Annotated in this window: 13 protein-coding genes and 1 pseudogene; 13 read left to right on the top strand and 1 reads right to left on the bottom strand. The window is 53.7% G+C overall.

Translation table 11 applies throughout. The features are described 5' to 3' along the window. The first annotated feature begins 61 nt into the window (after window positions 1-61). The 4 genes from J4772_RS02265 to J4772_RS02280 all read left to right on the top strand — a co-directional run bounded on the left by J4772_RS02265 (window position 62) and on the right by J4772_RS02280 (window position 4,857). Window positions 62-955, top strand: a complete 894-nt coding sequence (locus J4772_RS02265) for a carbohydrate ABC transporter permease (RefSeq protein ID WP_209073997.1) — start codon at window positions 62-64, stop codon at window positions 953-955. 94 nt (window positions 956-1,049) lie between these two features. Next, the gene (locus J4772_RS02270) at window positions 1,050-1,856 is read left to right on the top strand and encodes a carbohydrate ABC transporter permease (protein WP_247741155.1); all 807 of its coding nucleotides are present in this window, start codon (window positions 1,050-1,052) and stop codon (window positions 1,854-1,856) included. Between the two features lie 9 nt (window positions 1,857-1,865). Next, the gene (locus J4772_RS02275; RefSeq protein ID WP_209073999.1) at window positions 1,866-3,665 is read left to right on the top strand and encodes a sensor histidine kinase; all 1,800 of its coding nucleotides are present in this window, start codon (window positions 1,866-1,868) and stop codon (window positions 3,663-3,665) included. Between the two features lie 4 nt (window positions 3,666-3,669). Further along, window positions 3,670-4,857 (top strand): response regulator, encoded by a 1,188-nt coding sequence (locus tag J4772_RS02280; RefSeq protein WP_209074000.1) that lies wholly within the window; start codon window positions 3,670-3,672, stop codon window positions 4,855-4,857. Window positions 4,858-4,916: 59 nt separating this feature from the next. Here J4772_RS02280 and J4772_RS02285 read toward each other — a convergent pair whose 3' ends face one another. Further along, window positions 4,917-5,291 carry a hypothetical protein gene (locus J4772_RS02285; RefSeq protein WP_116065421.1) on the bottom strand — a complete coding sequence of 125 codons (375 nt, stop codon included), beginning with the start codon at window positions 5,289-5,291 and terminating at the stop codon, window positions 4,917-4,919. A 210-nt stretch (window positions 5,292-5,501) separates the two neighbouring features. Here J4772_RS02285 and J4772_RS37455 point away from each other — a divergent pair. The 9 genes and pseudogenes from J4772_RS37455 to J4772_RS02325 form a co-directional block, all read left to right on the top strand. Beyond that, window positions 5,502-5,624: pseudogene (locus J4772_RS37455) on the top strand (LacI family DNA-binding transcriptional regulator); the annotation flags it as partial. A gap of 30 nt (window positions 5,625-5,654) precedes the next feature. After that, window positions 5,655-6,536, top strand: a complete 882-nt coding sequence (locus J4772_RS02290) for a LacI family DNA-binding transcriptional regulator (protein ID WP_247740984.1) — start codon at window positions 5,655-5,657, stop codon at window positions 6,534-6,536. A 229-nt stretch (window positions 6,537-6,765) separates the two neighbouring features. After that, window positions 6,766-8,994, top strand: coding sequence for an alpha-amylase family glycosyl hydrolase (locus tag J4772_RS02295; RefSeq protein WP_209074002.1), 2,229 nt, complete (start codon window positions 6,766-6,768; stop codon window positions 8,992-8,994). A gap of 69 nt (window positions 8,995-9,063) precedes the next feature. Beyond that, window positions 9,064-10,569 (top strand): ABC transporter substrate-binding protein, encoded by a 1,506-nt coding sequence (locus J4772_RS02300; RefSeq protein WP_209074003.1) that lies wholly within the window; start codon window positions 9,064-9,066, stop codon window positions 10,567-10,569. 85 nt (window positions 10,570-10,654) lie between these two features. Then, entirely contained in the window at window positions 10,655-11,533 is an 879-nt protein-coding gene (locus J4772_RS02305) for a carbohydrate ABC transporter permease (protein WP_181918150.1), read from the top strand. A 19-nt stretch (window positions 11,534-11,552) separates the two neighbouring features. Next, window positions 11,553-12,386 (top strand): carbohydrate ABC transporter permease, encoded by an 834-nt coding sequence (locus J4772_RS02310; protein WP_209074004.1) that lies wholly within the window; start codon window positions 11,553-11,555, stop codon window positions 12,384-12,386. A gap of 71 nt (window positions 12,387-12,457) precedes the next feature. Continuing rightward, the gene (locus J4772_RS02315; RefSeq protein WP_209074005.1) at window positions 12,458-14,884 is read left to right on the top strand and encodes an alpha-L-rhamnosidase-related protein; all 2,427 of its coding nucleotides are present in this window, start codon (window positions 12,458-12,460) and stop codon (window positions 14,882-14,884) included. Between the two features lie 33 nt (window positions 14,885-14,917). Further along, window positions 14,918-19,528 carry an Ig-like domain-containing protein gene (locus J4772_RS02320; protein WP_209074006.1) on the top strand — a complete coding sequence of 1,537 codons (4,611 nt, stop codon included), beginning with the start codon at window positions 14,918-14,920 and terminating at the stop codon, window positions 19,526-19,528. Continuing rightward, window positions 19,512-20,579 carry an SGNH/GDSL hydrolase family protein gene (locus J4772_RS02325; protein WP_209074007.1) on the top strand — a complete coding sequence of 356 codons (1,068 nt, stop codon included), beginning with the start codon at window positions 19,512-19,514 and terminating at the stop codon, window positions 20,577-20,579. The genes J4772_RS02320 and J4772_RS02325 overlap by 17 nt, the downstream gene beginning before the upstream one ends. Window positions 20,580-20,594: the final 15 nt, after the last annotated feature.

The following is a 20,594-nucleotide window of genomic DNA, read 5'->3' on the forward strand; positions in this document are numbered from 1 at the left end:
GAGGGGGCGCGTTCGCGCCCCCCTTTCGTCATCGATGTATCGCTTGAAGGGGGCGGGAGCCTTGAAGGTGTTAAGAGTATCCTGGTGGACGATCGCGGCGTTCGTGCTGCCGTGTCTGCTGTTGTACGTATGTCTGGTGTTCGCTCCGATCCTCGTCTCCGTATACAACGGGATGCTCGACTGGAACGGAATCGGCGAAGCGAAGTTCGTCGGTTTGGCTAATTTCCAAAAAATGTTCACGAACGATTCCCTACTATGGCCTGCGGTAGGCAGAACGTTTCTGCTTGCGGGATTTTCCATGCTTATTCAACTGCCGATCGCTTTGTTCGTGGCGATTCTGATCAGTCGTTTCGTGCGTCGCACAGGCTTTCTTGTATCGAGCTACTTTCTGCCCGTCATCCTGTCGGTAGCCGTCATCGGCCAGCTCTGGAAAACGATCTACAACCCGGCTCCCATGGGGGGCATGATCAACCAAATCTTAATTAAGCTCGGACTGGATTCCTGGACGCATTCCTGGCTGACCGAGCCGAAGATTGCGATCTACGCGATTATCGTCGTCGCGTTGTGGCAGTATCTCGGTTATCACATTCTCATTCAATTCACCGGAATCCAGAACATCCCGTCCGATATTTACGAGGCGGCGAAAATCGACGGCGCTTCCGGCTTCAAAGCCGATCGATACATTACACTGCCCCTAATCGTCCCGATTTTCAAAATCTCCGTTGTGCTCTCGTTTATCGGCTCGCTGCAGTCGTTCGATCTGATCATGGTCATGACGGGCGGCGGTCCTGCGAACGCGACCAACGTTCTGGCCAGCTATATGTACAATATGAGCTTTCTCTCCATGAAGTACGGCTATGGAAGCGCGATCGCTTCATTCCTGGTCGTCGTCTGCCTGGCGGCAACCGTAGTCATCAACCTGCTGTTCAACCGGCTGGACAAACGATTCTCGTAAAAAGGAGGCGCTCCGCATGAATCAAACGTTAAGTCTGAAGAAGGACGCGCCTGTCGTCGTGGCCCGGAACAAACGTCGATTATCCGTCGGCAAAATGGCCGTATTCGCGCTTTTCGGTATTCTGCTCGTCACGCAGCTGTATCCGCTAGTCTGGCTGCTTATCTACTCGCTTAAGACGAATGAGGAGATTCTATCGGGCAGCTTTTTTTCCTTGCCGGCCGTATGGCAGTGGAGCAACTATTCCGCCGCGGTCGACAGCGGGAACTATTGGAAGTATCTGTACAACAGCGGATTCGTTACGATCGTGACGATGCTGTGCATCATTTTGCTCGCTTCGTTGACGGCGTTCGCGATTACCCGTTTTCGCTGGAAATACGGTCAAGTCGTTCTGCTGATCTTCTTGCTAGGGATGATGATTCCGCTGCAATCGACGCTGTTGCCTCTGATGCTTATTTTCAAAAATATCAACATTCTGAATACGCACCTGTCGCTGATTCTACCCTATATCGCCTTCCAGACGCCGATCGCCGTATTTATTCTGAGCGGTTTTATGAGGACGATTCCGACGGAGATCGAGGAGTCGGCGATTGTGGACGGCGCGGGAGTGTTCCGAATTTTCGGCTCCATCGTGCTGCCCGTCTCGATTCCTCCGGTGATGACCGTCTGTATTCTGGCGTTCATCAATGTTTGGAACGAGTATATTTTGGCGGCTACGTTTATTTCCTCGGAGAAGCTCAAGACGCTGCCGTTCGGCGTGTACAGCTTCGTCAGCCAATATTCGGTCAACTACGGGGCCATTGGCGCGTTCCTTGTCCTGGGCGCTTTGCCGGTCCTCGTCATTTACTTCCTGCTGGCGGAGAAAATAACGAAGGGGATGGTAGCCGGCGCGGTAAAGGGGTAACATGGAAGGATGATAAACTTTCGATCTATTCACGGACGATTGTTTTTGATATTCCTTTTCAGCATGCTGGGTCTGCTTCTGATCGTCAGCTTTGTCTACTATCAGCGGGCAACGGAGCAAATTCGCGACAAGATGAGCGTCGTAGCCGAGAAAAACATTTCGCAGACGGTCGGCTTATTCGACTTGATGCTTAAAGGGTACGACAGCGTCACCAAATCGCTTAACTCCAACAACGAACTGATGCGGCTGCTTCGCGATCGTTCCTCCGAGCAATCCGTCGAGGGCGTCAATCTGGAGCGTAGAATTACCGATATTCTCGGCGCCATCTTTTATTCCCGCAACGACATTGTCGGGATTCATATTGTCACTAACCATGGAAAAGTATACAGCTTCGATCGTTCCGTCGGAGCGACCGTAAGGGACCACTCCGAGCAGGAATGGTACACTCGGCTGCAGCGATCTACCGGAGAGATGATCTGGTTGGGCGTCTATCCTCATTCGCTTATGAGCGGAGGAATCGACAAGCCGGTCTTTGCGTTCGGTCGCCAGTTGTTCGAGCTGAGCGCGCTTAAGTCGGTGGGGATCGTGCTGATCGAGACCGATGCCGACGCTATTGCTTCCGCACTTAGGAACGCCAGTCTGGGACCGGGCAGCAACGTTGTCATTCAAGCCGCCGACGGCGTGGAGATTATTCGGACGAACCCTGTTCAGAGCGATATGGACCGAATTCCGCTCGGGTGGCCCGGTCCGCTTAAGCCGGGGGAAGTGCTGCTTACGGAACAGAAGGATGCGATGATCACGGCGGCCGGCATCGACATGGCGGACTGGACGGTCATCGGAATTACGCCTAAGCGGGACCTGCAGCTGGAGCTGAGGGAGACGCAGCGGTTTCTGCTGTCCGTCGTCATCGTGCTTGTTTTTGCGGCTACCTTACTGGCGACCTTCGTGTCGCGTTCCTTCTCTTCTCCGTTCAAGAGATTGATTCAGCAGATGAAGCAGGTCGAGCTGGGCAATTTCAAAGGGCAGGTGCGCGTACAGTCGTATCAGGAGTTGAACGTGCTCGTCAGCTCTTTTAACCGAATGGTGAACCAGATGGACGAATTGATCGAACGGATCAAATTAGCCTCGATCAGCGAGAAGAACGCCCAACTGCAGGCGCTCCAGTCTCAGGTGAATCCTCATTTTCTATTTAATACGCTGGATATGATCTACTGGATGTTGGACGAACGCGAGAACGATCGTCTTGGCAAGGTGATCTTGGCATTGTCGCAAATTTTTCGCTACGGCAGCGAGTGGGAGGAAGCGTCTCGCGCTCCGCTGCGGAGGGAACTGGAGCAGCTTCGTCATTATTTGACGATCATCGAGACCCGGCTTGGAGGTCGGGCGCACACCGAGTTTGCAATCGAAGATCGCTGGCTCGAGCTCGAGGTTCCGAAGATGTTTCTTCAGCCGATTGTCGAGAACGCCGTCAAGTACGGTCTTGAGCCGCTCGACCGCCCGGGCTTGCTGCGCATTTCATCGCATGAACGGGACGGCAACCTGGAAATTATAGTTGAGGATAACGGCGTCGGCATGGACGAGGAGACGCTAGAACACATTTCGCGTTCTCTTGAAGAGAGCGGCTCTTCGCGGCGGGAGCTGGAGAGCGGGGAGCATGGCGGGGCCGGGAGGCGGGGAATCGGCTTGCAAAACGTGCATCTGCGCATTCGACTCATGTTCGGGGAAAACTACGGCGTCGGAATTGCGAGCCGTCTAAATGAAGGAACCCAGGTTATCGTAACGATTCCCATTCCGCCCGAAAGGGGGTAGCCTCGTGAACATTCTTGTCGTCGACGACGAAAGCGTCATCCGCAGCGGAATTGAACGCACGATTCGCAACCAGTTTCCTGAGCATGCCGTATTCTTGGCTGGAAGTCCGGAAGGAGCCGTCGATCTGCTGAAGACCGAAACGATCGATCTTGTGCTTACCGACGTTCTGATGCCCGGAATGACCGGTCTGGAGCTGATGGAAATTTCCCGCAAGAGCCATGCTCATGTGAAATGGGTCGTCATCTCGGCCTATTCCGAGTTTGCCTACGCTCGCGAAGCGGTTCGGCTGGGGGCCAAAGATTATTTGCTCAAGCCGATCGGCAAGGACAGCTTGATCCAACTGATCGCTAAGCTGGGCGAGGAGATTGCCGAGGAGAACGCGCGTAACCAAGAGACCCACTTGCTGAAGAGCAATCTGCGTCTGTTGAGGGAAGCCGTATTCGCCCGCTGGGCTTCGGGACTGGATCTCGGGGGCATCGACCTGAAGCCGTTTATCGAAAATCATCCCAGCTTCCATCTGGTCATGGTTCGCATGGAGAGCGAGCGCGACATGAAGCTGGAGCATTTTATTGTGGAAAACGTGCTGACCGAGTTGATCGAATCGGAAGGGAGCGGATTTGTCGCCAGCATCGACGCCAAGAGCTTGCTCGGGCTCGTGACGCTGCGTGAGGAAGGCTCTCCGCATCGGATTGTCGATCAACTGAGAAGCCATCTTAAACGGTATCTCAAAGCGCCGTTCCAAGTTCAGCATACTGATCGGCTTTCCGACTTCAGACAGGTTCCCGCGGAGATGCAGCGGATGAGGAAGGCTGCAGCCACTCAAGTGTACGACCATTACGCCAGCGGCGGAGACCAGGCCATAGAAGTCGCGCTTCAATATATTGCGGGGCATTATTCTACGGACCTTTCGCTAGAGAAGGTAGCCTCGATCGTCTATTTGAACCCGATTTATTTCAGCCAGCTTTTTAAGCAGAAAACCGGCAACGGATTCAAAGAATATGTCACCCAACTGCGGCTGGAGCGGGCGATGGAGCTGCTGCGGGAATCCGAGCTGAAGATCGCGGATATCTCCGAGCGCGTCGGCTACCCGGACATGCGCCATTTTTCGCAAATTTTTCGCAAGAAGAGCGGCCTGACCCCCTCAGAGTATCGCCAGAACGCCAACGGGGCTATCCCCGTCGAGCAGGAATAATAACAACGAAAGCCCGCTCTGCGTGTCATGCACAGATCGGGCTTCGTTTTGTTTTTGACTCATCTGCTGCCGCCGGATTCCTCCACGATTTGCAGCGCCTGCTCGTAGTCGTCCTCATCCACAGTTGCGGTCAGCACAAGATCCCGGCCGTTTGTGTAACCGTCCGAACTGAAACCGCCAGCACTGATGTTGGCGGCGGCCAGCATTCCGGCGGAGGGAATAAAGTTGCTCCCGAGTGCCAGGTAGCTTGCCCCGGGGAAACCTGCAAACAGCGAAAACTCAAGATTGCCCGCCTGCGGAGCGTCGCCATCGGGATAGCCGCCGCCGTTACGCTCGATGGAATGATTGGTCAATCGCAGCGCCTGCATCCTGTCGACCGCTTGTTCCGCTTCCCCCGGAGTTTTGAAGTAAGCGACAATTGTCCGTTCTGCCATTGAAGTTGCCCTCCATATCTGCAAGGAGATTTTTTCCTTGTAGTATGGGGCTGGGGGACGGAGAAATATGCGTCGAGGTTGTTGCGGATGCCAAACCCTATCGCTCGACGGGAGCAGGGGATTTGACACCCGATTAAAATCAAATTATCATAAGAATGATAACGCAACCATTATTGTTGCAAGAGCAGGATGGAGAGCCTTATGATTACTATGAAGGATGTCGCAAAACTCGCCGGAGTGTCCCCCATTACCGTATCTCGGGTAATCAGTTCTCCTGAGCAAGTAAAACCTGCCACACGGGCGAAGGTTACGAGAGCGATCGAAGAGTTGAATTTTAAGCCGAATAGCATAGCGAGGAGCCTAGTGACCAATCGAACAGATACGATCGGTCTTTTGCTATCGAACGTCGCCAATCCGTACTATCCCGAATTCATACTCGGTCTCGAGACGATGGCACGCTCTCTTGGCAAGAACGTCATCATTTGTAATGCGCAAGACTACGATACGGCGACACAGAATCTGGAGCTGCTGCTGGAGAAACGAGTGGACGGGATCGTTGTCACGTCGATCGAATTCGATTCGTTGAAGCTGCAAGAGAAATTCCATGCTCATCTAGAGGAACTATCACAATTAAAGCAAAAAAGCATTCCGATCGTCCTTATGGATCCCAATCCGCGATCGACGATTTTGTCGTGCATAGAAGTCGATAATTACTTGGCCGGACGTATCGCGATGAGCCATTTGTGCGAGCTCGGGCATCGGAGAATCGCCCATATTTCCTTAGAGCGGGATGCCAACGTATGGATTGAACGCCTGCGGGCCTATAAAGACGCCCATCATAAATATGATCTGCCATTCGATTCCGCGAGAATTGAGCTGATTCGGTTCGAAAGTGTCAAGCTAGCGGAGGAAGCGGCTTCCCGTTTGCTGCGTATGGAACCCCGTCCGACCGCGATCTTCGCCGGCAACGATCTGCTGGCAGTCGGAGCGATTCACGCCGCTCACCGCTTAGGCGTCAAAATCCCTGAAGAACTTTCGGTAATCGGCGTTGACGGGATCAGTATCGGAGATCAGATCTACCCGCGGCTTACGACAGTATCCCACCCGCAGTACAAGGTCGGGGAGGCTGCCGTCCAATTACTTGTAAAAAAAATCAATGGCGATGAGGATAACAGCAATATTACGCTTAAACCAGCGCTGCTCATTCGAGAAAGTACAGCCCTACACAGATCTAATAATGGATAATGAGTTATGCCGATTTGACTATTGACAAAGCGAATTGGCCTCGATATGATGAAACAAATGGTTGCGCAATCATTTTGTGTGATTCCTGTTATTGAGCTAATGTTGAAGATCTCATCCCATGATAATCAGCTTGAAAGTCATTACTTTATGATAGCGATATCATTGAGGGATGGTGTAGAAAAACGATCCGCCCGCATACGCGGAGACATTCCGGGAAGTAGGAAAATAAATGATCAGCTATGTCGAACATCAAGGCATTCGCATCGGGTATGACGCTTCGACGGGCGAGCTCAAATCAATGGGATGGAATGGACGTCAGGAGCTAACGTTTTCTCTGCCGCTTATTCAGTTCGATACGGACGGCGAAAGCGGTCCGAATAATGACGGGCAGATGGTTCGCGTTCAGGGAACGAACCGCATCGGTGCTGTGGATGGATGTCTCCTATCTGCATTTTTCACGCCGGGCGAAGCGGACGAGGACGCCGTATTGACGTTGAATCGGACCATCGACAGGGAATGGGAGATGTCTCTTACTTTTCGGATAGGGAGATCCGACGTGGCATTGCGGGTCGCGCTTAGGAACAAGGGGACGACAGACCGGGTGGTCCGCTCCCTCAAATGGACGCTAGGAGGAATGGGACGCAATCGGCTCAGAGATTGCGAGATTTTAATGCCCGGGTACGCGCCCGAGGTGGAGCTACCCTACTTACCGCGCCGCCCGCTGGACGACTATCCGAATCCGATGCAGTTTGCAACAGAAGGGGCGACGCCTTATGGGGCGGATGAACCTGGTAATCGTTCAGGTATTATGGGCATCTATGACGCTAAGGAAGGCGTCGCTCTGCTGACTTGGTGGGTAAGCGACATTTTCCCGATGAAGTCGCGGCTTCTGCGGATCGACGATCAAGTCACGAGGGAGAGCACAGTATATTGTCCTTGTCGACTCGCGCCGGAAGAATCGGTGGAAATCGGCACGTTCTACTTCGGTAGATTTGCCGGCGATAGGGTCGATGCCGTCAAGCAAGCGGCAAGCTCCTTTGCTCCTTACCGGTACGTTGGAGAGCCGAGTCAAGACCGTCGCGGATTAAGCATCTGCGAGATTCAGGTCGGAGAGAAAATGGCGCGTACCGTATTCGAGAGCTATCATGATGTGATCCAGAGGTTGGAAGATATCCGTGAATTGGGTTTCAATGCGTTGGAGATTATGCCGAGATTTCCGTTTCCCTCCTATTCGGTCTACGACTTCTTCGATATTGAGACGACATTCGGAGATCAAGCCGGGTTAATCGAACTGGTAAAGGCCGCGCATAAGGTCGGAATCAAGGTAATCATCGATATCGTGTTTCATGGTCCGCTCGAAGAGGAACCGAAGGACTGGTGCATGCCGGAGGGAAGTTATCGCTTTGATTCGCCTTATCTGGAAGGACATCCGGAATGGTTCTCGCGTCATGAGAACGGCGACTTCGCCCGTACCTACACGCGATCGTTCGATCTGTCCAATCCGGAACTGCAGCATCATATCGCCGACGCAATGATCCATCTGATCCGGGTACTTAACGTCGACGGTTTTCGGCTCGATGCCCAGACGTGGAATTTCTTCCCCAACTGGGATCCGACGATCGACAGGCCGCCTTATGCGGCATTATACGCGGGTTATCGTATGATCGAAGAGATCGGAGCTAGGGTAGCCGTACAGTATCCTCACAAAATTATGTATACGGAGGGCTGCGGGCCGTTGGTCGCCCGGTACCATCCTTACCGCTACAACTACGATTATCATTGGATCTATCCGGCGATGGCCACCGTTATAGATCCGCGCGGGATGTCCGACAAGTTCTGGAGAAAAGCTTCGGAGAACACGCTCGTATGGAGCGACCTGGCAGAGTGGCTGGAGGAAGCCGAAGCGGCGATCCCCGATGGCATCGAAGTCGTGCATCATACCGACTCGCACGATTCCCACGAATGGGCGGGGTTTCATCAAGGTCAATTCAACCGGGAAGCGTTCGGATTAGACGCTCATCGCGTGTTTGTCGGAATGGCTGCCTTCATGAAGGGCGGATTCATGTCCTTCTATGGCGCCGAGTTAGGTAACGAAGCGTTCTATCGTCGCCTATTGCCGCTTCGGCATCACAAAACGGTCGCATTCGGCGATTGCAGTTACACTGGAATGATCGCCGACGATTCTCGAGTTATTGCGATTCTATGGACAAACGGACAGCGTTGGCTGCTCTACGTTGCCAATTCGGACGGCGCCGAGAAGAGCGTTGAGATGCGGTTAAGCAGAAGTAAACATACTCATTTCATTCAAACGGTTTCGATGAAGTGGGAAGTGAACGATTTGATGAACCCGACGGAATCTCTGAGCATGTTGAGCGACGCTGACATGATCGAAGGATGGTCGTTACAACTGGACGCCTATGGCGTACGCGTATTGGAAGGAACTCCGCTCGAACGCTAAGGCGGGAGAGCCTCTCAATCAAGTGAAATGGTTGCGTTACCATAATATCGAAAATATGGGGGTCATTCAATGTTCTGGTCTAAAAAGTGGCATCAATCGTTAGCAGTCGCCTTGTCGACAACCTTGGTGTTATCCGCATGCAGCTCAGGTTCCGGGGGCAACGAATCGAAGCCGAGCGCCGGTGCAAGCGAGTCTACGAATGTCGATAGTTCAAGCAAGGCGCCTACTGAGAAAAAAGTAATCGTCGTCGATCCAGGTGGAGATTTCACCGACTATGCTCCGACGACGAGCATGGAGAAGTCCGACGCCAATCCGCATCCTTACAACGAGATTCGGGTATTGGCGGACGAATGGGAGAAGCTTCATCCGGAAGCGAAAATCGAAATTCTGTCCCCGACGAAGTCCAAAGATCGCAAAGTGGCGGTCGCACAGTTGGCCGCGGGAACGGCCGCAGATATTATTTATCAAATTGGAACTTTTAAGGACGAGGATTATCCTAAGGGCTGGGTGCTGCCTTTTGATAAGTACTTGGATATGCCTAATCCTTACGCGGAAGGCAATGCGAAATGGAAAGATCTCTACAACGAGTCTTGGCTGAACAGGTCCGGCGACGGTCAGGTGTATTATATTCCAATCGATGCGGTTCCAATCGGCATTATCTACAACAAAGAATTGTTCGCGAAAGCCGGCATCGACAAGCCACCCGTCACGTATACGGAATTTTTCGATGCTCAGCAGAAGTTGAAGGGGATCGGCATCGCTTCCTATATGCCGATTTATCGTTGGTCCGACATTACGCTCGAAACGGCCATTTTCGCCAACAAGATCAAGGAGTGGGACATGCTTACGCCGAACGGCATCGTCGATCAGGAAGAATTCGTCCGCGCCTACAAGAAGGGCTTATACCAAGTCGATTCTCCCGAAAACCGCGAGTATTATAAGCTGAAGAAAGAGAAGGCGGACGGATATCCGAACGGTTGGAACAGCACGGATGCCTACAAAGCGTTCGTGACCGGGAAAGTAGCCATGATCGAAGCGGTAGGCATTCATATGCGCAACGTCCAGGACGATAAAGAGCGCAAGTTTGAATACGGCACAATGCCGTTCCCGATTCTGTCGCAGGAAGAATCTCCTTATGGCGGAGCCAATACGATTCGCGGCACGGCAGGGTATGCAACGGCATGGCAGTTGACCAACTCGGCTGCAAAGAAAGGAACGGCCGATTTGGCGGCCGACTTCCTGATGTACCTAACTACGCCGAAAAATAACGCACGCCTGGTCAACAATCTGCAAGCGGCCATCCCGGCTGCGAACGGCGCCGAAGCCGTGGAGATGTTCAAACCGATGTACGACCAATTTCAGCAGGATTATAAAGACGGATATTTGACTTGGGGGGCCTTCTATGCCGCGGTACTGGCGGGTTCCGAGTACGGGCAAGCGTATGAAAAGCTTTCCGTCGACTATTTGTTAGGTTCGATCAGTTTGGACAAACTGCTCGTCGAGCTTGAGAAATCAATGAAGAAAAGCGTCGATAGCATCGTTCAGCAGCATAAATACGACGAATCGAAGTGGTAAGGCAGTAGTGACAGCGGCGAAGCGCAGGGATGCAATGCGCTTCGCCGCTGTCATCGAATATCGTCTTTGGACAGGAGAAGATCGTATGGGGTACATTAAGCGGTTATACCAGGCGAGGCTCTATTATTTATTTCTATTACCGACGCTGGCGATTCTGCTTATCTTCGGATTTTACCCTCCGTTGTCCGCGCTCTACCATGCTTTTACGAACTGGAATGGAGCGACGGCCGAATGGATCGGGTTACAGAATTTCAAGTATATGCTGGAAGATTCCTTCTTGATAGATTCGGTCTGGAATATGCTTTTCCTGCTGATCGCAGGTTTGATCACCGGCAATGCGATGAGTCTGCTCGGGGCGGCGTTCGTATTCAATTTGAAAAATAGCGGCATGTCCGCATTTTTCCGTTATATGTTTATCTTGCCGATGGTAGTTCCCGGAGTCGTCGTGTTACTGCTGTGGAAAAGCTTAATGGATCCGTTGACCGGCTTGTTCAACACAGTGCTCGCTTCTCTAGGCCTGCCCCATGAATACGGATGGCTGGGAGATCCCGCTATGGCACTCTCCTCCATCGTGCTAATCGGCTTTCCATGGGTAGCGGGACTGGGATTTCTCATTTACTTAGCGGGATTTCAAAGCATCTCCCAAGAGGTCATCGAGGCTGCGAAGGTAGAAGGAGCGGTCGGAGTCAGTCGTTTCTTGCGTATCGATTTGCCCCTCGTAACCGGCCAGATCAAGCTGATGATCGTGTTGGGCATTATCGGAGGCTTGCAAGGCTTCGGCGTTCAGCTCGTATTGACGAAAGGCGGTCCGGGTTCGGCAACGGCAGTTCCGGGCTGGCTCATGTACGAACAGGCTTTCTCTTACAGCAATTTCGGGTACGCATCAATGATCGGTTTCGTTATTTTCATCGTTATTCTTGCCATCACGTTTATTAACATGAAATTTATCAAAGCGGATCAATAGATTCGGAGGAACGATATTTATGAAGGGATTATCCAGGCGGTTCCCAGCCGGTCAACTTGGCTTGCATCTCGTGTTATGGATATTACTATTGCTAACGGTCTACCCGTTTATCTCGATGATATTCAAGAGCTTAAAAAACTTCAATCAGGATACCCACAATCCATGGGGAATCACCCTTCCTTTTCACTTTGAAAATTACACGCTCGCCTGGGAAACGGTTCGCCCCTTTATGCTGAATACGGTGATCGTCACCGCAGCGGCGACGTTAGGCATCGTGATCTTGTCATCGATCAGCGGATTCGTTCTTGCACGCTTTAAGTTTCCGCTTAGGGAGACGATCTTCTATATTATCATTTCACTAATGATGATTCCCGGTATTCTGTCTTTAATTCCGCTGTTCATCCTGATCCGAGACCTGCGGTTGATCGATTCCAGTTGGGGGCTAATCGGTCCTTATATCGCGGGTGGCGTTCCGTTCGGTATCTTCTTAATGCGAGGTTTCATGGAGAAGCTTCCGGGAGAGCTGTTCGAGGCTGCGTATATCGACGGGGCATCCATCTTTCAATCGTTTATGAGAATCGCAGTTCCGCTTAGCCGTCCAATCATTACGACGCTCGTGATTTTGAACATTCTCAATACTTGGAATGATATTATTTTACCTTCCATCGTATTGACCGACGATGCCAAGAAGACCGTGGCGGTTGGTCTCTTAACATTTACTTCGCAATACAACGAGCAAGTCGGCCCGCTGTTTGCCGGATATATCATTACCAGTCTGCCGTTGCTGCTATTTTTCATCGTAGCTTCCCGGCAATTCATTACGGGCATGACCAGCGGCGCCGTTAAGTTATAGCCATCGACGGAATAAGAATTTCATACTTAGTTGATCATCCAGTAGTCGTTAGTTAAGCGCAGGAGGTTAAAATGGAGCAGTATAAGGCATGGAAGGCCAGATGGATATGGAAGAAAAGAACGGAATTCGCATCGACGGAGGGGAACCACGAGCTCGTCTATTTTCGCAGAAGCTTCGCGGTTCCCGCGGACGGTGCCAGGCTGGTCGTGCAGGTATCCGCCGACAGCCGTTACCGCTTGTATCTGAACGGCGAATCGGTGTCGGTCGGGCCATGCAAAGGGGACCGCAACACCCATCATTACGAGACGGTCGACCTGTCCGATCGCTTGCGGCCGGGAATGAATGCGCTCGCGGCCAAGGTGCTGCATTTCTCCGTTTCGGAGCCCTTCGCGTTGGGCGTAGGCGGACCTGCATCCATATGGCGTTCCAATACGGGGGCTTTTTTCTTGGAGGGGGATCTCGTTGATCATAATGGTTGCGTTATCATGTCGCTCGACAGCGGAGCGGAGTGGCTTTATCTAGAGGACCGAGCGCTGTCGTTCCATCCCGGCGAGTTGGAAACGCTGTATGTCGGCGGCGTCGAGCGAGTGGACGGGGCGGCGTTGCCGCACGGGTGGGAAGAAACGCGATATGACGATCGACATTGGCACAATGCGATGGAAATCGCCGCAGCTTATGACGATACGTACGGACAGCTTACGCCATGGCAGCTAACTCCGCGTCCCATTCCTTCCTTGTTTGAAGAAGAACGCGGTTTCCGCTCAATAGCGAAAATGGAGGGCGCCCAAGAATCGGAGCCTGTCTTCTATCTCTTGGAGAAAGAAGAGGGGCAGCAAAGCTTCCAAGTGGCGGCGGGCGAACGATTCACGATCGAATTGGATGCGGGCGAGCTAACGACGGGTTATTTGCGCTTGGCCTTAACCGGCGGAAGGGGAAGCCGAATCCGCATCCTGTGCGCGGAATGCTACGAGGATGCCTCAGAATCCACGATACGGCGCAATAAAGGGGTGCGGGACGACGCTTCGAAGGGCATTTTGCTCGGAGAGGAGGATATTTACGTCGTCGCCGGATATGGGGAACTCGGGAAGAATCGTTGCGAAATCTACGAGCCCTTCTGGTTTCGGACGTTCCGGTTCGTGCGGCTTCAGGTCGAGGCGGGCGAGGAGCCGATCGTCATTGAACGATTCTTATATCGCGAGACCGGTTATCCGCTAGAGATCAAGGCGGATTTCCGCAGCTCGGACGAGTCGTTCCGCCGATTATGGGATATCAGCATCAATACGTTAAAACGCTGTATGCACGAGACGTACGAGGATTGCCCTTTTTACGAACAGATGCAGTATGCGATGGATACGAGACTTCAAGTCTTGTTTACCTATCATTTAAGCGCAGACGATCGTCTTGCCCGCAAAGCAATGTTCGATTTTCACAGCTCCTTGCTTCCGAACGGCATGCTGCAAAGCCGATATCCCTCGCTTTATCCGCAGGTGATTCCTGGGTTTGCGACTTATTGGATCATGATGGTTCACGACCATTACCGTTATTTTGCCGATCTGGAGCTGGTGCGTCAGTATTTGCCTACGATGGACGCGGTGCTCGGATGGTTCGAACGGCATCTGGATGAACGGAGGATCGTCGGTCGCATGCCCCCGCAGTATTGGTCCTTCGTTGATTGGGTCGAGCAATGGCGAGACACCGCAGGTGTACCCACCGTTGGTCGGAAGGGGCCGATTACTGTTATCAGCATGTTATATTCGGCGGCTTTGCAGGCAGCCGCGGAGCTGAACTCGTATGCCGGCAGAACGGCTACGGCGGAAGAATATAGACAAAGGTCGGATAGCGTTAACGCCGCAATCCGCTTGCATTGCTGGTCGGAGAATAAACGGATGTTCAAAGACGGGCCTGATTCGGAGGAATATTCACAGCACGCCCAAATCTGGTCGGTATTGTCCGGTACAGTGCGCGGAGCGGAAGCACGCGAGCTCATGGAAGCGACGATGCAGGATAAGTCGTTGCCCTTCGTCTCGTACGCAATGGCGTTCTTCCTGTTCCGAGCGTTGTCGGAGACGGGGTTGTACGAGCAATCGTTTGCTTTATGGGACATTTGGAGACGTCTCGCGGATCTGAACCTGACGACTTGGGTCGAGGATCCCGTCTCCCAGAGAAGTGACTGCCATGGCTGGGGAGCGACTCCCCTCTACGAGTTTCCAGCGGAGATATTGGGCGTCAAACCGGGCGAGCCGGGATTCAAACGCATTAAAGTGTCGCCACGGCTAGGTCATCTGTCATGGGCGGAGGGCACGGTGGCGACGGCGGCCGGGCCGGTGTACGTCAAATGGGAATTGGACGGTGAAGGCCAATTCCGCTTGCTTGTGCGGGGGCCTGAGGATGTTCCGGTAACCGTAGAACTGCCGAACGGTCAAACGCTGTCGGTATCGGAAGCGAACCCTTTCGAGATCGCGATCGATATGCATTTATCCGGGACGACGGTCGGATGACGCAAGCAACATCAACTTGAGGAGGAATGGAAAATGAAACGGATAATCGCGTTTGTAATTTGCTTTTCCTTATGGGTTGCAAGCTCCGCAGCTCTTCCGGGCTCGAATCAGGCGCATGCGAAAGGAGGCGCGGGGGGACACCCCATGCGCTTCGAGCCTGTCAAGACCGCGACGGTCGAAGCGCTTAACGGGAATCCTACGCTTCACGTAAACGGCAAACCCCAGCCTCTCGTGGGCTGGTTCCAATGGGACTGGTATCCGAATATGACGCAGACGGCTTCTTATGCGGACATACGTATCTATCAGCCTAGGCATACAACGGGCTTCCCTACGCTGGAAGTGTGGCTGCCCGAGATGGAGCGGATCGCGGCGGAGGATCCCAATGCGTATTTCCTCCCGATCCTATGGCTGGGAACGGATTTTTCCTTCGGCTTCGACCGGGAGAATACCGCCGAGACGAATGTGGATACGGGCGCTTCTTGGGGAGCGAATTCTTACGGCTCCAAGGAGTGGCGGAATCGGTCCGAGCTGTTCCTGCGCGAGCAGATTCGCCGTTATGAAGCCAGTCCGATGAAAGATCGGATACTCGGTTATATGCTTAGCGGAGGAAGCACCGGCGAATGGTTCAACGTCGATACGTGGGCGAATCGCGATTTCGATCGGAGTCTCGGAAATACGGCGTCGTTCCGCGAATGGCTGAAGATCGCTTATCAGTCGGACGTCGGCAAGCTTAGACAGTCTTGGGGCGATTCCGCGGTTACGTTTGAATCCGCTTCCATTCCGTTCAAGGCAAACGGCGATCCCTTCCTCAATCCCGCGACGAACCGCAGCGTAATCGATTATGTGCAGTATCAGAACGGTCAATTGTCCAATTTCGTCGTTGAGCTGGCCGGCGTCGTCAAGGAGGAAACGGCACGGGACAAGCTCATGGCCGTATACAGCGGCTATACGTTGGCATTCGGACAATACGGCCCGCTCTCCGGAGAACTGGACTTGGAAACGTTGCTGAACAGTCCGGACATCGATCTGCTCTATTCTCCGCTCGATTATACACATCGCAGCCTCGCGGACGGATTCACGAGCGTTCACGGTGCGATGGATTCGGCCAGGCTGCATGGCAAGCTCTACGTTGGGGAGGACGATTACGCCACGCATATCGGGACGGACACGCATGGGGCTCCTCCGCTGTCCGACGGCGTCGACGGTTCCGTTGCCCTGCTTTGGCGTAACTTCGCTTTTGCCCTGACGAAATCCTACGGCATCCATTGGTACGACGATGCGGGATACGGAGGCTTCAACAATGCCCGCATGGCGAATGAAATCCGCAAGATGAAGCAATTGGCCGATGCCTCCGTGAACCTTCCTCGCAAATCGGGGGCGGAGATCGCATTGGTCGTGGACGAGTTCTCGCAGATGGTTCAATCCGTCTCCGATTCGTCCGTGAACGAGAGATTAAGGCTCATACGAGAGGAGTTGTCTAAGGCAGGGGCCCCTTACGATATCGTTCTGCTGTCCGATGTGTTGGCGGGCAAGGCGGATTCGTACAAGCTGTATCTGTTCGCCAACGCTTATGCGCTGGACGGCAATCAGAGAATCGCCTTGAATCAATGGGACAGGTCGGGAAAAACGATTGTGTGGCTGTACGCTTCGGGATATTGGCAAAGAAACACGTTAGGCGCCGACCGCCGTTCCGCCGATCAGATCGAGGAAGTGACGGGATTCGCGACGGAGGAGTCGGCTCCCCGTTCGTACCGAATTGAGGCCATAGGGGACCCTGCCGAGCCCTTGCTTGCCGGTATCGCCCAGGGCGAGGAATTGGGCGGCTCCGTTACGGCGATCCCGATGTTCTCGGCCGAGGATTCGAGCGGCGTTCGAGTGCTAGGCCGAACTGATGCGCAGGTTACCGCCGCTTATCGAACAAATAGCGGGGGCGGAATGGAGGTATGGATCGGTTCGCCTTCCATTTCCTCGGTGCAGTTGTACCGCAATCTGGCCGACGCAGCGGGTGTTCACCTGTACTCCCGAACGGGTCTTCAGGTGAACGCGAACGAATCGTTCACAGCCGTGACGCTTCCTGCGGCTGGAACCGATACGATCTATTTCGCGGATGCCAAGCCGAAGTACGATATCATGAACGACCGGACGGTGCACCCCGATCCGGACGGGAAGCTGTCGGTTACGACGGCAGGTCCGCAAACTTTGGTCTTTTATAACGGCAGGAAAAGCGAGCTTCATCTAAAAAAAGATCACGCGTATGCCACGACGCTTGAGAAGCTCGTCGTTCGCGTGTCCGGCGAGACGCTGGAGCATCAGCAATTGGAGGCGAATCAGCCGCGAATGTTGGAGGCGATAGCCGGCTCGCTGCTGAGTCTCGACGTTACCGGAATAACGCCCGACGGCTACTACTTCTATCGGGACGAAATGGCGGGAGCGCCGACTTGGACGAGCAGCGACGAGAGCGTAGCGTCGGTTACGACATCGGGTCAATTGTCCGTCCATTCCCAAGGCCAAACCGTCATTACGGCTACTTTAGGGGGAATTAGCGGCTCGCTCGTCGTCAAAGTGAAGCAGCCATCCGAACAATTGCTCCTTCCGCTGCTGGAGAATGCGACTTGGAGCACGTGGTCGATGACGAACGGCTGGCATCCGTTTACTTTCGGGACCGGCAACGGTTACGGAACGGCGAAAGCGATGGCGAATGTCGTATCCGAGAACGGCCAAACCTATTCCGGCGTCTATCGTTACGAACCGCTGCAGTCGGGCGAGCAGGTTAGCGGGTCGTTGGATTCGCTGCAGATCCCGAACAAGAACGGCGTCAAGGCCGTGGCGACGTTCCGCTATCCGCAAGGAACGCCGGAAGGGACGTACAATTCCCTGATCCTCGAAGGGTACAAGGAAGGCGGCGCCGGAAGCCTGTTCGTGCTCCAGAAGGATCTGTCCGTCACGGGAGCGGGAACGACGATGGAAGCGGATCTGTCCGCGTTCGCGGGACAGAAGATCAGAATAGATGTGAACGTAAGGAATAAATCCGTTACGGCGATTACTTACGGTAAAGTCGATCTGACGGAGCTTAAGCTGGTCTATGAGGACGAAGCGCCGCAGAAGAAGCTTCAGAGCCTGGCGTTCGCCGAGAAGAATAAGACACTGCAAGCGGGTTCGACGGAAGCGCTAGCCGTTCAGATGATCTATAGCGACGGCAGCAAAGAAGCGTGGACATCAACAACGGGCGCTGCCTTCCACAGCAGCCGTCCCGATCTGGTTGCCGTATCGCCGCAAGGCGAAGTCACGGCCTTAGCCAGAGGAACGGCGGAAATCACCTTGGTTACGAATGAATTCGTAGCCAGAAGCTACGTTCACGTCATCGGAGACGATTTTACGTATACGGATTTATTGTCCGACTACGCGGATGAAGGGACTTGGACGGTCGAGCCGACTTATGCGGCGTTCCCGTTCGGTTCTTCTACGGCTTACGGCGGAGCATCCAGACCGGCGTCCGTTACGATGGAGGATGGGCAAACGTATACGAATCCGATCTTGTTTGCCGGCAGCGCATCGGGAACGGGAATCAACGGAAGAATCGCCATGCAGGTTCCCGATGAGGGGGAAGTGCATTTGACCGGCAAATTCGGCTTCGTGCACAATCCTGAATATGAAGGACGCGAGGCAGTCTTCTACATGCGCTCGTGGGATGCGAAACAGCCGTTCTACAACTCCTATCCCGTGACGTACGACGGGCGACTTGGCACCTTCGATATCGATGTATCGAAGTTCCGGGGCCAGACGTTGGAGAACACGGACATCTTCATGCTGAAAGCGGACGGAATCGCGCTGGAGGTTGGGTTGGTAGAGTTAGGCTTCCGCGTGAAGCAGCCTGCGCAATCCGAAGCGGTCGGGCTGCTCGCGACTCAGTCGTATTCCATGCTTGGCATTGGCGACGAGACGGACTTGGCCGTAACGGAGCTTACGGATAGCGGCGTTTTCCAAGCTCCGTCGTTGCCGGTCGTCTGGCAATCGGATCAGCCGGATGTTGTAGCCGTCGAGAACGGAAGGGCAACCGGATTGAAGCCTGGCGTCGCGATCGTTCGTGCGAATATGGGCCCGGTTCGCGCGGAGATGATCGTCGAAGTCAGACCGAATGGGCTGACCATGGGACAAGCGGCTGATCCCTATCGATGGACTGCCTTGGAGAGATTGCCTCAGTTCGCCTTAAAGGAAGCGAATACACCTTATCGCTATGTCGGCTTGCGATTAAGAGAGCCCGTCATGCCCGTTCCGATAATCCATCAGCCGCAGCAGGAAGTGCAAACGAATAGTCGGAATTTCACCATTACCGGAACTTCCGCCGCGGGATCGCGGGTGCAAATCTGGCTTGACCGTAATGGAAACGGCTGGTTAGACGATGAAGATACGTTCGTTGGAGAACGGCAGCTGGGCAGCGGGGAGACGGCGTTCGCGATCAAGCTCCATTTCGAGGGGGAGGGGGCTTGGCGGTATTTGGTTACAGGCGCTAACCGTATCGGGGAGCGGAGCGCTGAAAGGGCCTTGCCGGTTCTTAATTACGTCAGAGGCTCCGCCGGTGCTTGCGGACATAATCAATCTCAGGGCAAGGGAAGGGGGGAATGTTCGTTTGGGCTTGATCCATGATGGAGTTGATGAAAAACGCCGGACAGAGCGGTGGTTGGAACCGCTATGGCACGGGGATACGATGTGGTACGAATCATGTATGGTCATATCCGACAATGATGGGTCTGAACCGTATGTTCCGTTATTGTTCGAGCCGGAGAACATCGTAACCGTGCATCATTCCCGGATGGATGCGCAGTACGAGGAAGGAAGGGACTATGCGTTAAAGGACGGCAAGCTGATTTTTCCTCATGGATCCGGCGTTCCGGTCGTTTCTCGACGCGAGCTTATTATGGAGGAAGAGGCGCCGGGAGAGTCGATGCCCGGGAGAGAAGGCGGCTATGTCTTGTTTCATGAAGGAAGCTACTTTCATGATCGCCAGATCGCAGTAACCTATATGCACTCGAGGACAGGGTGGCAAGGTCCCGTTCCTGCGAATCAATCCCGTCTTCTCCCCCATACGGCTAGAAAGCTAGCTAGTGGGGAGAAGTTTAAGCTCGCCGTCTACGGAGATAGCATTACCGAAGGGGCGAACGCGAGCGGCGCGGTAGGCGCGCCGCCATACATGCCGGCTTGGCCGCAATTGGTCGCGCAGGATTTGAACGGCAAGTATCCGGCCGAGGTTCATCTGACGAACATGGCTAAAGGGGGCATGCAGTCGGATTGGGGGCGGGCTAACGCGGGAGACGTAGCGGAGCTTCGCCCCGATCTGACGATTATCGGCTTTGGTATGAATGACGGTACGCATGGACGGTCTGCTGCGGACTTCAAAGCGAACATCGAATCGATCATGGATACGATCCGTGCCAAGAAGAAAGATGCCGAGTTTGTTTTGGTCTCCCCCATGCTAGCCAATCCTACAACTTTCTTTGCCGGTAATCAGGCTGCATACGCCGCCGTGCTTCAGCAATTGTCGGGGCCCGGTCGAGCGTTCGTGGATGTCACGTCCTTGCATGCCCACCTATTGCGGCACAAACGTTATGCGGATATGACGGGGAATCATATTAATCATCCGAACGATTTTCTTTCCCGCTTATACGCACAGGCCATAACCGCGATTTGGAACGCTTGAATCGCAGGAGAGGCT

The sequence above is a fragment of the Cohnella sp. LGH genome (assembly GCF_017671885.1).
GTDB classification, from domain to species: Bacteria; Bacillota; Bacilli; order Paenibacillales; family Paenibacillaceae; genus Cohnella; species Cohnella phaseoli.

Bases quoted from the DNA above. Each gene is read 5' to 3' on its own strand.
- J4772_RS02315 (WP_209074005.1), top strand. From the start codon at position 12,458: ATGGAGCAGTATAAGGCATGGAAGGCCAGATGGATATGGAAGAAAAGA.
- J4772_RS02275 (WP_209073999.1), top strand. From the start codon at position 1,866: ATGATAAACTTTCGATCTATTCACGGACGATTGTTTTTGATATTCCTT.
- J4772_RS02300 (WP_209074003.1), top strand. From the start codon at position 9,064: ATGTTCTGGTCTAAAAAGTGGCATCAATCGTTAGCAGTCGCCTTGTCG.
- J4772_RS02285 (WP_116065421.1), bottom strand. From the start codon at position 5,291: ATGGCAGAACGGACAATTGTCGCTTACTTCAAAACTCCGGGGGAAGCG.
- J4772_RS02270 (WP_247741155.1), top strand. From the start codon at position 1,050: ATGGCCGTATTCGCGCTTTTCGGTATTCTGCTCGTCACGCAGCTGTAT.
- J4772_RS02320 (WP_209074006.1), top strand. From the start codon at position 14,918: ATGAAACGGATAATCGCGTTTGTAATTTGCTTTTCCTTATGGGTTGCA.
- J4772_RS02295 (WP_209074002.1), top strand. From the start codon at position 6,766: ATGATCAGCTATGTCGAACATCAAGGCATTCGCATCGGGTATGACGCT.
- J4772_RS02310 (WP_209074004.1), top strand. From the start codon at position 11,553: ATGAAGGGATTATCCAGGCGGTTCCCAGCCGGTCAACTTGGCTTGCAT.
- J4772_RS02305 (WP_181918150.1), top strand. From the start codon at position 10,655: ATGGGGTACATTAAGCGGTTATACCAGGCGAGGCTCTATTATTTATTT.